General features: G+C 68.7%; 15 protein-coding genes. 6 read left to right on the forward strand and 9 right to left on the reverse strand.

What is annotated here, in order from left to right; translation table 11 throughout:
* Positions 1-6 precede the first annotated feature (6 nt).
* Both V6K52_RS13720 and V6K52_RS13725 read right to left on the reverse strand, forming a co-directional pair.
* The gene (locus V6K52_RS13720; protein ID WP_353950673.1) at positions 7-2,220 is read right to left on the reverse strand and encodes an ATP-dependent DNA helicase RecG; all 2,214 of its coding nucleotides are present in this window, start codon (positions 2,218-2,220) and stop codon (positions 7-9) included.
* A gap of 4 nt (positions 2,221-2,224) precedes the next feature.
* The gene (locus V6K52_RS13725; RefSeq protein ID WP_353950674.1) at positions 2,225-3,937 is read right to left on the reverse strand and encodes a DAK2 domain-containing protein; all 1,713 of its coding nucleotides are present in this window, start codon (positions 3,935-3,937) and stop codon (positions 2,225-2,227) included.
* 168 nt (positions 3,938-4,105) lie between these two features.
* Between V6K52_RS13725 and rpmB the strand changes: the two genes are divergently transcribed.
* Entirely contained in the window at positions 4,106-4,300 is a 195-nt protein-coding gene (gene rpmB, locus V6K52_RS13730; protein ID WP_009778186.1) for a 50S ribosomal protein L28, read from the forward strand.
* A 118-nt stretch (positions 4,301-4,418) separates the two neighbouring features.
* Here rpmB and thiL read toward each other — a convergent pair whose 3' ends face one another.
* The gene (gene thiL, locus V6K52_RS13735; protein WP_353950675.1) at positions 4,419-5,432 is read right to left on the reverse strand and encodes a thiamine-phosphate kinase; all 1,014 of its coding nucleotides are present in this window, start codon (positions 5,430-5,432) and stop codon (positions 4,419-4,421) included.
* Between the two features lie 164 nt (positions 5,433-5,596).
* Between thiL and V6K52_RS13740 the strand changes: the two genes are divergently transcribed.
* Positions 5,597-5,830, forward strand: a complete 234-nt coding sequence (locus V6K52_RS13740; protein ID WP_009778184.1) for an Lrp/AsnC ligand binding domain-containing protein — start codon at positions 5,597-5,599, stop codon at positions 5,828-5,830.
* A 14-nt stretch (positions 5,831-5,844) separates the two neighbouring features.
* Positions 5,845-6,288 carry a DUF3515 family protein gene (locus V6K52_RS13745; RefSeq protein WP_353950676.1) on the forward strand — a complete coding sequence of 148 codons (444 nt, stop codon included), beginning with the start codon at positions 5,845-5,847 and terminating at the stop codon, positions 6,286-6,288.
* A gap of 3 nt (positions 6,289-6,291) precedes the next feature.
* Here the strand turns inward: V6K52_RS13745 and V6K52_RS13750 are convergent, their stop codons facing one another.
* Positions 6,292-7,467, reverse strand: a complete 1,176-nt coding sequence (locus V6K52_RS13750; protein WP_353950677.1) for a D-alanine--D-alanine ligase family protein — start codon at positions 7,465-7,467, stop codon at positions 6,292-6,294.
* A gap of 51 nt (positions 7,468-7,518) precedes the next feature.
* On the opposite strand from V6K52_RS13750, the gene V6K52_RS13755 reads away from it, so the two are divergent.
* Positions 7,519-8,595: an aminotransferase class I/II-fold pyridoxal phosphate-dependent enzyme gene (locus V6K52_RS13755; RefSeq protein ID WP_353950678.1), complete on the forward strand. Its 1,077-nt coding sequence runs from the start codon at positions 7,519-7,521 to the stop codon at positions 8,593-8,595.
* Here the strand turns inward: V6K52_RS13755 and V6K52_RS13760 are convergent.
* Entirely contained in the window at positions 8,592-9,590 is a 999-nt protein-coding gene (locus V6K52_RS13760; protein ID WP_353950679.1) for an NAD(P)H-dependent glycerol-3-phosphate dehydrogenase, read from the reverse strand. The genes V6K52_RS13755 and V6K52_RS13760 overlap by 4 nt on opposite strands.
* Positions 9,587-10,417, reverse strand: coding sequence for a lysophospholipid acyltransferase family protein (locus tag V6K52_RS13765; protein ID WP_353950680.1), 831 nt, complete (start codon positions 10,415-10,417; stop codon positions 9,587-9,589). Before V6K52_RS13765 ends, V6K52_RS13760 begins: the two co-directional genes overlap by 4 nt.
* A 116-nt stretch (positions 10,418-10,533) precedes the next feature.
* Here V6K52_RS13765 and cofC point away from each other — a divergent pair, with 116 nt between their 5' ends.
* Both cofC and V6K52_RS13775 read left to right on the forward strand, forming a co-directional pair.
* Positions 10,534-11,157 (forward strand): 2-phospho-L-lactate guanylyltransferase, encoded by a 624-nt coding sequence (gene cofC, locus V6K52_RS13770; RefSeq protein ID WP_353950681.1) that lies wholly within the window; start codon positions 10,534-10,536, stop codon positions 11,155-11,157.
* Positions 11,158-11,166: 9 nt separating this feature from the next.
* Positions 11,167-11,376 carry a hypothetical protein gene (locus tag V6K52_RS13775; protein ID WP_353950682.1) on the forward strand — a complete coding sequence of 70 codons (210 nt, stop codon included), beginning with the start codon at positions 11,167-11,169 and terminating at the stop codon, positions 11,374-11,376.
* Positions 11,377-11,510: 134 nt separating this feature from the next.
* Here the strand turns inward: V6K52_RS13775 and V6K52_RS13780 are convergent, their stop codons facing one another.
* The 3 genes from V6K52_RS13780 to leuC form a co-directional block, all read right to left on the reverse strand.
* A complete protein-coding gene (locus V6K52_RS13780; RefSeq protein ID WP_353950683.1) occupies positions 11,511-12,185 on the reverse strand; it encodes an HU family DNA-binding protein in 675 nt (224 codons plus the stop codon).
* A gap of 391 nt (positions 12,186-12,576) precedes the next feature.
* Positions 12,577-13,164: a 3-isopropylmalate dehydratase small subunit gene (leuD, locus tag V6K52_RS13785; RefSeq protein ID WP_353950684.1), complete on the reverse strand. Its 588-nt coding sequence runs from the start codon at positions 13,162-13,164 to the stop codon at positions 12,577-12,579.
* Position 13,165: 1 nt separating this feature from the next.
* Positions 13,166-14,599, reverse strand: a complete 1,434-nt coding sequence (gene leuC / locus V6K52_RS13790) for a 3-isopropylmalate dehydratase large subunit (protein WP_353950685.1) — start codon at positions 14,597-14,599, stop codon at positions 13,166-13,168.
* Between the last annotated feature and the right edge of the window lie 37 nt (positions 14,600-14,636).

Genomic DNA, 14,636 nt, shown 5'->3' on the forward strand with positions numbered 1-14,636 from the left:
TGAGCCTCAGCCTCGTTCCAGGTATGCCGCTTGGTCGGCGTCGACGCGTGCGTGGACGAGCTCGGCAAGATGCGGATGCGCCGAGAGGTCAGGGTCATCGGCCACGACACCGAAGGCATCCTCTCGCGCCGCCTCGATGAGGTCCTCGTCCTCGAGAACATGCAGGAACTGCAGCTGGCTGCGGACGCCGTGCTGGGAGGACCCGAGGATGTCGCCCTCGCGCCGTTGACGCAGGTCGATGCGGGCCAGCTCGAAGCCATCGGTCGTGCCCGCGACGGCGTCGAGCCGCTCATGCGGCGCGTCGCCCTCACCCGAGTGGACGAGCAGGCAGAGCCCCGGCAGACCGCCACGGCCGACCCGGCCCCGGAGCTGGTGCAGCTGGGAGACACCAAAACGGTCCGCGTCCATGACGACCATGACGCTGGCGTTGGGGACGTCGACACCGACCTCGATGACGGTCGTGGAGACGAGCACGTCGATGTCGCCCGACGCGAAGTCACGCATGATCGCGTCCTTCTCGTCGGCGTGCAGCCTGCCGTGCAGGATCTCGATGCGCAGACCGTCGAGCGCCGGGTTGGCGACGAGATCCGCGTGGACGCGGTGGACCGACGCGAGAGGTCGGGGTGGCGGAGCGCCTTCCTCGTCACCGTCTCCGTCCTCAGCACCGTCTCCGTCGGAATCGGAGGCGCCGCCGGCATCGGGCGCAAAGATCTCGGCGTCCTCGTCGGGCTCGTCGTCATCACCGATGCGGGGGCACACGACGTAGGCCTGGCGCCCCAGGGCCACTTCCTCGCCGATGCGTACCCACGTGCGCTGCAGCCAACCCGGTTTGCCCTCGGGGACGACGTGGGTCGTGATGGGAGCGCGACCGGCGGGGAGCTCGCTCAGGGTTGACGTCTCCATGTCGCCGAAGACCGTCATCGCAACCGTGCGCGGGATGGGGGTGGCGGTCATGACGAGGACGTGGGGAGGCTGAGCAGCCTTGCCCCGCAGCGCATCTCGCTGCTCGACCCCGAAGCGGTGCTGCTCGTCGACGACGACGAGGGCGAGGTCCTGGAAGCTCACGTGCTCCTGGATGAGGGCGTGAGTGCCGATGACGATCCCCGCGTCACCACTGGCGATGTCGAGCATCGCCTTGCGCCGGACCTGGGTCGACATGCTCCCGGTGAGGAGGGTGACGCGGGTGCCGATCTCGCTGCCGCCAAGCATGCCGCCCTCGGCGAGATCACCGAGCATCGTCGTGATCGAGCGGTGGTGCTGTGAGGCGAGCACCTCAGTCGGGGCGAGGAGTGCAGCCTGCCCTCCGGCGTCGACGGCCGCCAACATCGCCCGCACGGCGATGACGGTCTTGCCGGAGCCGACCTCGCCCTGGAGGAGGCGGTGCATGGGAACGTCGCGGGCCATCTCGCTCGCGAGCGTTTCGCCGACCTCGACCTGACCGGCGGTGAGGGTGAACGGCAGCCTCTCGTCGAAGGCGTCGAGCAGACCACCGGGGCGAGGCACGCGAGCCAGCGTCGACTCCTTCGCCTGACGCGCCCGGCGCTGCGCGAGAGCGACCTGCAGGATCAGGGCCTCCTCGTAGGACATGCGCTTGCGCGCCGCGTCGACCTCGGCCTGCGAGTCCGGCGTGTGGATTCCCCGCAGGGCGGCCATCCGGTCCACGAGGTCTCGTCGATCAAGAACTGCCTCGGGGATCGCCTCGGGCGTCTCGTCGAGCAGGTCGAGGACCATCCGGACGCACTCGGTCACCGTCCAGGTGTGGAGGTTGCCGACGGCCTTGTAGATCGGGATGAGGTTGCGTCGCTCGCCCCGGTCGAAATCACTGAGCAGTGAATATCCAGGGTGGGCCAGCTGGAGCCGGTTGTTGAACGAGGACACCTTGCCCGCGAACAGCGCCCGCGCGCCCGGCATGAGCTTCCCCTCGTGCCCGTGGGCCGAGAAGAAGGTGATCTCGAGGTCCTTGGAGCCGTCGGTGATGACGGCCTGGAGCATGCGTCCTCGACGGGCCTTCATCGAACGTGTGGTTGCCGTCTTCACCTCTGCGACGGCGACGATGTAGGAGCCGATGCGGGCGGCCGCGAGGTTGCTCGCGGGCGACTGGTAGCGGCGCGGCCAGTAGGCCAGGAGGTCTCCCACGGTCTCGATGCCCCGTGAGTCCTTGAACTTCTTCGCCTCGCGCTTGTCCAACACCTTCGTGAGCGGAGTCGACTCGTCGTACACCGGGCTACTCCACCCCCACGAGCAGCGGGTAGACCTGTTGCCCGCCAGCGATGCGGACCACCTCGACCTCGGCGTGGCGCTTGGCGAGGCCGTCTTCGACCGCGTCGATGAAGGCCTCGTCAGCGTCGGCTCCTGACACGAGAGTGACGAGCTCACCTCCACCGGAGAGCAGGCGGTCCAGGACCTCGAGCGCGGTCTGGGTGAGGTCGTCACCGATGAGCGCCACGTCACCGCTCACGATGCCGAGAATGTCGCCGACCGAGACGGAGCCAGCCCACGTGAGCACCTCGCGGGAAGCGATCGAGACGGCCCCATGACGGGTGGCGACGGCCGCGCTGGTCATGGAGATCGCGTTCTCGCGCAGCCCCTTGTCGAAGTCGACGACCGCGAGTGCGGCAAGGCCCTGGACTGCCGTGCGTGCCGGGACGATCGCCGTGACGACGCCGTCGTCCGTGGCGGCTCGGCAGGCGACTTCGGCCGCCATGAGGGTGTCCTTGTCGTTGGGCAGCACGACGACCGAGGCGGCGCCAGAACGTCGGATGGCCTCGAGCAGCTGCCCCGCCGATGCCCTGGCTCCCGGTGCGCTGGGCACGACCACTGCACCGGCCTCGGCAAGGATCGTGGCCATGCCCGGTCCGGCGGCGCACGCGATGACGGCGAACTTCTGCGGCTCCCGGGTCGCAATCTGGGTGGCGAAGTGGGTGACCTTGATGCGGTGCGGTCGACCGGCCAGGATTCCGGCCTCGACGGCGGCACCGACGTCGTCCACGTGCACGTGGACGTTCCAGAGGTCAGGCCCCCCGACGACGAGCAGGGAGTCACCGAGACCGTCGAGGGCGGTGCGCATCATCGCCACCCGGCCGACGTCGCTGCCGTCGAGAAGGAACATCACCTCGAAGGCCGGTCCGTCGAGCCCGGCCGCGGGGGCGTCGAGTGGGTCGTGCGCGTCGGCAGGACGGGGCACGCCCCCGGAGGCCGCAGGCAGAATGCCATCGGCCGATGCCTCCGCGTGCCAGGACGCCCGCGGCACGAGGTCTTCGGACGCCCGGGGCAAGGTGCCCGATTCGCTCGCCCAGTCGCCGGTGAGTGCGCGGTGGAGCGCTTCGATCATCAGCAGGCAACCCGCGCCGCCCGCATCGACGACCCCTGCCTGGGCGAGTGCTGGCAGCTGTTGCGGGGTGCGGGCCAGGGCGATCTCGGCCGCGGCGACGGCTGCGGCAGCAACCTCGGCAGCATCGCCACCGACCTCGGCGCTGCCGCGAGCAGCTTCGGCGATCGCATCCGCAATGCTGAGAATCGTGCCCTCCTGCGGGTGGGCGACGCTGTCGCGGGCCAGCTCGGCCCCGCGCGTGAGTGCCTGAGCAAGAGCCGCGCCGTCGACCTCGGTGAGCTTCTCCTCGACGATGACGTGGCTGATGCCGGCCACGAGCTGGCTGACGATGACCCCGGAGTTGCCTCGCGCGGACATGAGCATGGCGCGCGCGAGGTCGCGGGCCTCGTCAACGAGGGTCGCCGTCCCGAGGGTGCCCTGTGACCCGTGGAGTCGGTTGAGCTCGTTGATGGCGGTATCCATCGTGAGATAGAGGTTGGTGCCGGTGTCCCCATCCGGCACAGGAAAGACGTTGAGCGCATCGATCTCGGTGCGACGCAGTGCGAAGGCGGCGCGAGTCAGCGCGGCCCAGAGGCGGGCTCCATCGGCATCGAGAACGGGAGGCACGATGGCAGGCTATCGGGCGTGCCAGACTCGTTTTGGAGCCACACCCGAACTCGGCTACGCTTTGACGGTTCCGCGTGAGCCCCACTAGGGGCGGGCACCGGAATCCACTGACCTGAGACGTCTGGCAATCAGCCGTCTCGTTTGACACCTGACTCAAGGAGACCACCCGTGGCTGCCAACTGCGATGTCTGCGGCAAGGGACCCGGCTTCGGCCACAGCATTTCGCACTCGCACCGCCGCACCAAGCGTCGCTGGAACCCCAACATCCAGCGCGTGAAGGCACTTGTCGGTGACAAGGGTGTGACCCCGAAGCGTCTCAACGTCTGCACCTCCTGCCTCAAGGCTGGCAAGGTCAAGCGCTGATCCCTTAGCTGCAACCCGAAACGGGGCGACGTCCACACGGACGCCGCCCCGTTTCGCATGTCTGCGGTCGCGGTTCTCGCCGCCACATCCGCAGGAGCAAACAGTTGGGGTATGCCGGTCAGCCGGCGAAGTGGTCCCAGCCAGTCACGCTCGGCACGGCTCCACCGACGGTGAGCCGCGGCCCCTCGGGGCCGGCCGCGACGACCTGGCCGATGACCGTCCAGGGCGCGTGAGGGTCGTCGGGCACCGAGTCCGACGCAAAGGTTGCGAGCAACGAGTGCTCCTCTCCCCCGGACAGCACCTGACGCCAGCCCGCGTCGGCGCCGAGGGCCAGCTCGATGGGACCGGCAAGGAAGTGCTCGCGCATCAGATCCTCGTCGAGGGCCAGCTCGACACCGCTGGCGGTCGCGATCCGTCCCCCGTCGCGCACGAGCCCGTCGGAGAGGTCGATCATCGACGTCGCGCCCGAGTCGGCGGCCACCGGCCCGGACTCCCACGGGGGTCGCGGTGAGCGGTGGAACCACATGAGGAGCGAGGCCGCCTTGTCGAGCGCGCTGAGTTGTCCGGCATCTGCCCCGTGCCCGATCGGGTCCTGTGTGCCTGCCTCGTAGAGCACCAGTCCGGCACCGGACCAGCCGAGCGAACCCGCGACCGCCACGACGTCTCCCGGGCGCGCGCCAGAGCGCAGGACCGGCGAACGACCCTGGAGGTCACCGAAGGCCGTGACGGCCACCAGGACGACCCCAGCCGGCGCCGAGGACAGGTCGCCGCCCACGACGGGGCAGCCGGCATCCTCGGCAGCGTCGGCGATGCCACGGGTGAGGTCGATGAGCCATGCGAGTTCGGTCTCGGGGTCCGCAGCCACGGAGACCAGCAGGCCAGTGGCCACGGCGCCCATCGCGGCGACGTCGGCGACGTTCTGAGCCACGACCTTGAGCCCGACGTCGTGCCCGGTGGACCAGTCGTCACGCCAGTCGCGTCCCCGGACCATCGAGTCGGTCGTGACAACGACGGACTCTCGCGCGGTGATCACCGCAGCGTCGTCGCCAGGCGGCACGAGCACTCCGGTCCCGGCGAACGGGCTCTCCCCGAACATCGGGATGATCCGCCCGAGGAGATCGGACTCGCTCACCGAACCGATCGTCGTGTGCGCGACCACACACCCACCTCCTGAACCACCCGAGACTTGCGGACCATCGGCACGGTACCGTGCAGACGACCGTCGCCTCGGTGACGGTCGATCAAGACTCAGCGGAGCGGCATACGTGCCCTCTCTCGACAGTGAGGTGACACCCAGTGGTCCAGGCCTACATCCTGATTCAGACCGAAGTCGGTCGCGCAGCCGCCGTGGCTACCGCGATCGCAGCGATCCCGGGAGTGGCCCTCGCCGAGGACGTCACCGGTCCCTACGACTGCATTGCGCGCGTCGAGGCCGAGACGGTCGACGAACTCGGCAAGCTCGTCATCGCCAAGATCCAAGAGGTCGAGGGCATCACCCGCACCCTCACCTGCACGGTGGTTCACGTCTGACCGTGACAACACGGATGCGTTCGATGACGGCGGTGGCGCTCGGCGCCACCGCCGTCATCATGCTGTCCGGGTGTTCGTCGGCCGTCGAGATTGCGCCCACTTCCGTGGCCAACGGCGAGGTATGCCGTGAGGTCACCTCTGCGTGGCCGGTTGACGTCGGCGACCATGCGCGACGGGAGGTGTCGGACGCGAGCGCCGGTGCGGCATACGGGGATCCGGCCATCATCGCCAGGTGCGGCGTCCCCGCTCTGGGACCCACGACGGACGACTGCATCGAGGTCGACGGCATGGGCTGGGTCGCGCAGAAGCTGAGCGACGGGACCCGCTTCACGACGTTCGGGCGGGACCCCGCAATCGAGGTCCTCATCCCCAGCGACTACGCGCCCGAACCTCTGCTGCTGCCCGCCTTCAGTGCTGCGGCGCAGAAGCTCCCGAAGAACTCCCTCGCCTGCCGCTGAGGTTCAGCGCAGGCCGACGCGACGTTCCATCGCGAGCGCGATGAGTTCGTCGATGAGCTCCGGGTAGGCCAGGCCCGCCGCTGCCCACATCCGCGGATACATCGAGCTCGGCGTGAAGCCGGGCATCGTGTTGATCTCGTTGATGAGCAGGTCACCGGTCTCGGTGAGGAAGAAGTCGCAGCGGGCGAGCCCTTCGCAACCCGCGGCAGTGAAGGCCGTGATCGACATCTGCGAGATCTGGTCGGCGATGTGCGCCGGGACGTCGGCCGGGGCCTCGAGCCGGATGTCGTCGGCAGCGAGATACTTGGCCTCGAAGTCATAGAAGGCGTGGTTCTGGACGACGATGCACTCCCCCAGTGGGCTCGTGCGCGGCGCGTCGGTGCCGTGACCGTCGAGGACGCCGCACTCGATCTCGCGACCGACCACACCCTGCTCGATGACGACCTTGGGGTCGTGCTCACGCGCTGCCTCGATGGCCGAGCGCAGGCCCTCGGGCGAGTCGACCTTGCTGATGCCCATGCTCGAGCCAGCACGTGCGGGCTTGACGAAGACGGGGAAGCTGAGCGCGCCGACGGCGTCGAGCGCAGCCTCGGGGTCGCGCAGCCATTCACGATCGGTGATGACCGTGTAGGGGCCGACGGGCAGGCCCGCGGCAGCGAAGACGACCTTCATCATGTGCTTGTCCATCATCACCGCGGAGGCAGTGACCCCGGATCCGACGTAGCGGACGTCGGCGAGGTCGAACATCCCCTGGATGGTGCCGTCCTCACCGAACGGCCCGTGGAGCAGAGGGAAGACGACGTCGACCTCATGGAGTTCACGAGGAGCCATCCCCGGCTCGTGGACGATGAAGTGGCGGGCCGTCGCGCTCGTCGGCACCAGGACACTCGGTCCGGACGGGTCGACCTCGGGGATGTGGCCGGGCGCGAGCCGCAGCAGCTCCGGGTCGCCGGGGGCCAGCACCCAGCTGCCGTCCTTGGCGATGCCGATCGGGATGACGTCGTAGCGCTCGGGGTCGAGCGCCGACATGACGCTCGCGGCCGTCGCGCACGACACCGCGTGTTCGGACGATCGCCCCCCGAAGACGAGGGCGACACGCAGTCGGCGGGGTGCACCAGCGGCTCCCGCGGTGCTCGGATTCTGGGAGGGCGCCTCGGTCGGCGTGATCTCGGTGTTCATCGCCAGCGACCCTATCCCGGTGACGGGAACACACGGCATACGCTCGCTTGCGTGGATTCCGAAGAGTTGAGCCCTGCCACCCGTGTCGTCTCTCTGGGGCGCGTCCCGCGCGAGCCCGGCGAGCAGGTCGGCGCCCCACTGACCTTCACGTCGACCTATCACGCGGACGGACCCGTGACCTATGCGCGCGTGGGCAACCCCACGTGGGCGGCGTTCGAGGACGCCCTCGGGTCGCTGGAAGGGGGCGAGGCCCTCGTCTTCGCGTCCGGGATGGCCGCGGTGGCTGCGGCCCTCACGCTCGTGCCCCACGGTGGTCGGATCGTCGTGCCGACGGCGGCCTACAACGGCACCCTGGTCACCCTCGCCGACCGGGCCGAGGCTGGCGAGGTCGAGGTCACCCACGTCGATGTCACCGACACCGAGTCCGTGATCTCGGCTCTCGATGGCGCCGCCATGCTGTGGATCGAGTCCCCCACCAACCCACTGCTCGACGTCGCCGACGTGGAGGCGCTGGCCGCGGCCGCCCGGGAACGCCATGTGTGCGTCGTCGTCGACAACACCTTTGCGACCCCGCTGCTCCAGCAACCGCTGACGCTGGGCGCAGACGTCGTCGTGCATTCGGCAACGAAGTACCTGTCCGGCCACAGCGACCTCTTGCTCGGTGCCACCGTGACGGCCGCGACCGACGAGGGGCGCGCCCTTCACGAGCGCATCCGTCGCCACCGACAGCTCCACGGCGCCATTGCCGGGCCGATGGAGACGTGGCTCGCCCTACGCGGCCTGCGCACCCTCTCTGTGCGGCTCGAACGGGCCTGTGCCAATGCGGCTGTGTTGGCGACACGCCTTGCCGGACATTCCGGGGTGGATCGCGTGCGCTACCCCGGCTTCGGTGCGATGGTCTCCATCGACGTCGCGGGTGACGCGGAGGCGGCCGAACGTGTGGCAGCAGCAACCCGGCTCTGGGTCCACTCGACGAGCCTCGGCGGCGTCGAGAGTCAGATCGAGCGTCGGCGACGCCAGCCCGGCGAGCCCGAGGTCGTCCCCGAGAGCCTGCTGCGGCTCTCGGTCGGCATCGAGGATGCCGAGGACCTCTGGCGCGACCTCGACGCGGCGCTCGGCGCGATCTAGCCGGTCTCTGCCTTTCGCGGTCGTGAGAGCAGCGCCCCGACGACGTCCTGGGCCGACTTGCCCTCGGTGATCATGGCGTTGACCTGCTCGATGATCGGCACGTCGACGCCGTGATGACGGGCCAGGTCGAGGATCGAGGTGCATGACTTCACACCCTCCGCGGTCTGGTTCGTCACGGCGATCACCTCCGCGACCGACATGCCTTGACCGAGCCGCACACCGAAGCTGTGGTTGCGCGACAGCGGCGACATGCAGGTCGCGATGAGATCGCCGACGCCCGCGAGACCGGCGAACGTCACCGCATCACCTCCGAGAGCGATGCCGAGGCGGGTGGTCTCGGCGAGTCCGCGCGTGATGATCGACGACTTGGAGTTGTCGCCCATCCCGAGACCCTCGGCCATGCCGACGGCCAGCGCGATGACGTTCTTGGTCGCCCCCGCGATCTCGGTCCCGACAACGTCGGTGGCGGTGTAGGGCCGGAAGTATGCTGCGGCGCAGGCGTCCGCGACCCGCTGCGCCACCCGCTCGTCAGCCGCTGCGACGACGCTTGCCGCTGGCTGCTTCACGGCGATCTCACGGGCGAGGTTGGGGCCCGACACGACGACGATGCGGTCGGTGTCGACACCGGCAGCGTCGGCAATGACTTCACTCATCCGCTGCGTCGTGCCGAGCTCGACACCCTTCATGAGCGAAACGACGGCCGCGTGGGCCGGCAGCGCCGAGCCCCAGGCGTCGAGGTTGGTGCGCAAGGTCTGTGACGGGACAGCCAGCACGACGATGTCGGCGCCGGTCGCAGCCTCCTCCGGATCGCTCGTGGCTGAGATTCGCTGCGGCAGAAGCAGTTCGGGGAGGTACTCCTCGTTGCAGCCGGCATTGATGGCGTCGACCACCTCGCTTCGTCGACCCCACATGGTCACATCAGTTCCAGCGTCGGCGAGGACAGCTGCAAAGGCCGTCCCCCAGCTGCCAGTGCCAAACACGGCTGCGGTCGTCACGCGTCGTCCTCCACATCGTCCGGATGGTCGTCGGCCCATTGTGCGGGCAGTTCACGCTCGCGCGGGCCCGAACGCTCCGTCGGAGTGGCTGCACGTGGACGTCCCGTGACGGTCAGCCCCTGCTCCCGCGGGTCGAAGCGTCCAGTCGGCGCCTGTTCACCCCTCAACTTCTCCAGTTCGCGCGTGAGGGCGGCCATGATGCGCTCGGTGGCCTCGGCGAGGACTTCGGCGGTCACCGGCAGGTCATGGAGGTCGTCGAGGTCGACCGGCCGGCCGGCCCGAACCTGCATCGTGTGCCGTGGCAGGACGCTCGGACGGCGGCCGTAGGGGGCGAGGATCTCCTGGGCTCCCCACTGCGCGACCGGGATGATCGGGCATCGCGTCTCGAGGGCCACCCTCGCGGCACCGGTCTTGCCTCGCATCGGCCACAGGTCGGGCTGCCTCGTGATCGTCCCCTCGGGATAGATCGCGATGCACTTGCCCTCACCGATGGCGTCGACGGCTGCACGGTAGGCGTCCGAAGCCTGACCCGTCTCGCGGTAGACGGGGATCTGTTCGGCTCCTCGAATGATCGCTCCGACGACGGGAATCCTGAAGACCTCGACCTTGCCGAGGAAGTGCGGCACGATCCCGGCGTCGTTGAGGAAGTGGGCAAAGATGAACGCGTCGATGTGCGAGATGTGGTTCGACACTGCGACGAACCCGTGATCGCGCGGCAAATTCTGTGCTCCTGACCAGTCACGTCGGGTGAGTGACATCAGCAGGGGGCGCAGGACGGTGACCGCGAATCGGTATGCCGGTGGGGCATGGCGTGGTCCGATCCGCATGCAGGCCTTCCGTCTCGTTCACCGCCTCAACGAATTTTCCGGTGCGGTCTGCGCACATCTTGGTCCGCGCCGGGGGCGATGTCGAGCAGCCAAGCGCCTCATTGGAGGATCGAGTCATGGAGTCGCCCCGCGAGACCGACTGGCACGTCGTGGTCCCTGTCAAGGGCGGCCGAGGCGCCAAGTCGCGGTTGCGCCGCTCCCTCGATGACGAGACCCTCGTCGCGGCGATCATCCACGACACCCTCGACGTCGTCGCACGTGTCGTGACCCCGGCCAGGGTCGTGGTCGTGACCGGCGACCCGGAGGAGTCCACCCACGCCCACGCTGCGGGCTTCGCCGTCGTCACCGACCCGGGCGGCGGCCTCAACGCCGCGTGCCGTGCCGGTGTGAGTTCCGTGCGCGCAGGCGGTGCCACAGCGGTGGCGATCCTTCTTGGGGACCACCCGGCGCTGCTGCCCGACGAGCTGCTGTCGGCGCTCGACGCAGGGGCAGCACTTGAGACGTTCTTCGTTCCAGACGCGGACGGACTCGGCACTGCCCTTCTGGGTACGAACGCCCTCTCGATGCCCGACCTCGCGTTCGGCCCGGACAGCGCCGCCCGGCATGCCACCCTGGGGCACAAACTGCTCGACCTCGATCTCCCCGGCCTGCGCCACGACGTGGACGACGAGAGGTCACTCCGCCACGCCGCAGCCCACCTCACGCTGGGCCCGCGCACACGCGAGGCCCTCGGGCGATAGCGTCGGGACGTGCAAGCAAGCATCCACACCTTTGCCGAGGACGGTTCCGGCTCCGCGCTGCTCGATGACGGGCAGGTCGTCTCCTGGCCAGGCGAGGTCTTTGCCCACAGCGCACTGCGACACGTGAGAGTGGGACAACGCGTCAGCGTCGAGCTCGAGGGCATCAGCGTGACCCGACTGTGGATCGTCGGCATCGGCGAGGGCGAAGTCATTCGCTGACCGGCAGTCGCTGCCACAAGTCATGCCAGGTGCCTCAGATCCGCCCGTGTGACAGGACCCAAGCACGCAGACAGGGCCGGCACCCGAGGCGCCGACCCTGTCTGTGTGTCATGCCGCGCGAAGGCGACAGCGGATCACTTCTTCTTGGTGGCCTTCTTGGCCGAAGCCTTCTTGGCCGGTGCAGCCTTGGTGGTCGCCTTCTTGGCGACAGCCTTGGCGGGGGCGGCCTTCTTGGCCGGAGCTGCCTTGGCGACGGTCTTGGTCGCGGTCTTTTTGGCGGCGGCCTTGGCCGGTGCGGCCTTGGTGACCGTCTTCTTGGCGACAGCCTTGGCGGGGGCGGCCTTGGTGACCGTCTTCTTGGCGGCGGCCTTGGCCGGGGCGGCCTTCTTGGCGGGGGCCTTGGCGACGGTCTTGGTCGCCGTCTTCTTGGCCACTGCCTTGGTTGCCGTCTTCTTGGCGGGGGCAGCCTTCGCGACGACCGATGCCGTGCCCGCGCTCGCACGCTGGGCTGCGGGTGCCGCCTTGGGCAGCACGGACGGCTTCTTCACGTAGGCCTTGAACGCGGCACCGGCGCGGAAGCGCGGCGCCTTGGACTTCGGAATGCGGACGCTGGCGCCGGAGTGCGGGTTGCGGCCGGTGCGTGCGGCGCGCTCGACGCGGTCGAAGGTGCCGAAGCCGGTGATGCCGACCTTGCCACCCTTGGTGACCTCACGGACGATCGTGTCGAGGACCGCATCGAGGGCCTCCGTCGCTGCCTTGCGGCTGCCGAGACGCTTCTCGAGCTCCCGGACGAGTTCTCCCTTGTTCACTGTCTCTCCATCGATTGTGCCGCCGGGACAACCCGACGATGTGTGTGTGACCAGGCAATCGCCTGACCAGTCACGACGTTAGGCCGGACTCCGCGCGGAGTCCATCACCTCTGGGGCGGTTTCCGTTGTCCCACAAGGACTTTCAGACCCAGCTCCGGGCGCCGCGCGATGCGACGGGGAGCGCCCCGGAAGATGGACAAAGGTACGCAGAGCAGATGAATTCCCCTGCAGGACAGCCGCATTGAGTACGCGAGAGGATTCGCGGCGCCAACAACCGAAGGAGCCGTCCAATTGACGGTCCAGTCACATGAGTCACATCAGCCCCACCGATAAAGTTCACAGCTCGGCGCGAACTGCCCACTCCCACACGGCGTGTCGCGCGCTCGGTGACTCAGATCGTGACGGGTTTCCAGGCCGGACGAGTGCTCTCGTATGCCGTGACGTCACCTTCGTGACGCAGCGTGAGCGAGATGTCGTCCAGGCCTTCGAGCAGCCGCCACCGGGTGTATTCGTCCACCTCGAAGGCCGCGACGAGCTCACCCGCCGTGATGGTGCGCGAGACCAGGTCCACGACGACCGAGGTCCCTGGCTCGTTCTCGAGGAGCTTCCAGAGGAGCTCGACGTCGTCCTGGCTGCACTGGGCCGTGAGCAGCCCGGACTTGCCGCTGTTGCCCCTGAAGATGTCGGCGAATCGCGACGAGATGACGACCCGGAAGCCGTAGTTCATGAGGGCCCAGACGGCATGCTCGCGAGAACTGCCCGTCCCGAAGTCGGGACCGGCGACGAGGACCGAGCCCGCGGCATACGTCGGGTCGTTGAGGACGAAGGTCTCGTCCTTGCGCCAGGCGGCGAAAAGGCCGTCCTCGAAGCCGGACTTCGTCACGCGCTTGAGGTACTCGGCCGGGATGATCTGGTCGGTGTCGACATTGCTGCGGCGCAGCGGGACACCCGTGCCGGTGTGGGTGGTGAAGGCGTCCATGTCAGGCCTCCTGCGTGGCGAGGTCGGCGGCGGGGGCCGCGAGCGGCTCGAGGTCGGACGGGCTGGAGAGGGTGCCGCGCACCGCAGTGGCAGCGGCGACGAGCGGGCTGACCAGGTGGGTGCGACCACCCTTGCCCTGACGGCCCTCAAAGTTGCGGTTGGACGTCGACGCGCTGCGCTCCCCCGGCGCGAGCTTGTCGGGGTTCATGGCCAGACACATCGAACAACCGGGAAGGCGCCACTCGGCACCTGCCTTCGTGAAGATCGCGTCCAGCCCTTCAGCCTCGGCCTGGAGCCTCACGCGGGCCGATCCGGGGACGACGAGCATGCGCACCCCTTCGGCAACCGTGCGGCCCTGCACGACGGAGGCGACCGCGCGCAGGTCCTCGATGCGGCCGTTGGTGCACGATCCGACGAAGACGGTGTCAACCGGGATGTTGCGCAGCGGAGTGCCGGCCACGAGGCCCATGTACTCGAGCGCACGCTCGGCGGACTGACGCTCCGTGTCGTCCATCATCGACGGATCCGGGACGCTCTCACCAAGAGGCGCGCCCTGACCCGGGTTGGTGCCCCAGGTGACGAAGGGTGTGAGTGCAGTTGCGTCGAGGATGACCTCGTTGTCGAACTCGGCATCGTCGTCCGTGTGCAACTCGCGCCAGTTGGCGAGCGCCGCGTCCCAGTCCGCACCCTTGGGCGCGTGGTCGCGGCCCTCGAGGTAGTCAAAGGTGGTCTCGTCAGGCGCGATCATGCCCGCCCGGGCGCCGGCTTCGATCGACATGTTGCAGACGGTCATCCGCGCCTCCATGGACAGTGCCCTGATCGCACTGCCGCGGAACTCGAGGACGTAGCCCTGACCGCCGCCGGTGCCAATCTTGGCGATGACCGCGAGGACGATGTCCTTGGCCGTGACACCAGACTGGAGCTCGCCTTCGACCGTGATCGCCATGGTGCGGAACGGCTTGAGCGGCAGCGTCTGGGTGGCGAGGACGTGCTCGACCTCGGAGGTGCCGATCCCGAACGCGAGGGCACCGAAGGCGCCATGGGTCGAGGTGTGGCTGTCGCCGCAGACGACCGTCATTCCGGGCTGCGTCAGACCGAGCTGCGGGCCGACGACGTGGACGATGCCCTGCTCCGCGTCGCCCATGGGATAGAGCCGGATGCCGAACTCGTCGCAGTTGGTGCGCAGCGTCTGCACCTGGGTGAGGCTGATCGGATCGGTGATCGGGCCGGGCGTCGTCGGGACGTTGTGATCCTCTGTCGCCAGGGTGAGGTCCGGGCGACGGACGGGTCGCTGCGACAGGCGCAGTCCGTCGAAGGCCTGCGGGCTCGTCACCTCGTGGAGGAGGTGGAGGTCGATGTAGAGCAGGTCCGGCTCGCCCTCGCCCCGACGCACCACATGTGCGTCCCACACCTTCTCTGCCAGGGTCTTCCCCACGGCCAACACCTCCACGAAAAACGGGTCTGGGGCGCCA

Origin of the sequence: Knoellia sp. S7-12 (assembly GCF_040518285.1) — a bacterium.
GTDB lineage: Bacteria > Actinomycetota > Actinomycetes > Actinomycetales > Dermatophilaceae > Knoellia.

What these genes read in the sequence shown, in the direction of transcription:
- V6K52_RS13745 (WP_353950676.1), top strand. Translation starts at nt 5,845, where the DNA reads ATGCGTTCGATGACGGCGGTGGCGCTCGGCGCCACCGCCGTCATCATG.
- V6K52_RS13765 (WP_353950680.1), bottom strand. Translation starts at nt 10,417, where the DNA reads ATGCGGATCGGACCACGCCATGCCCCACCGGCATACCGATTCGCGGTC.
- cofC (WP_353950681.1), top strand. Translation starts at nt 10,534, where the DNA reads ATGGAGTCGCCCCGCGAGACCGACTGGCACGTCGTGGTCCCTGTCAAG.
- V6K52_RS13750 (WP_353950677.1), bottom strand. Translation starts at nt 7,467, where the DNA reads ATGAACACCGAGATCACGCCGACCGAGGCGCCCTCCCAGAATCCGAGC.
- leuD (WP_353950684.1), bottom strand. Translation starts at nt 13,164, where the DNA reads ATGGACGCCTTCACCACCCACACCGGCACGGGTGTCCCGCTGCGCCGC.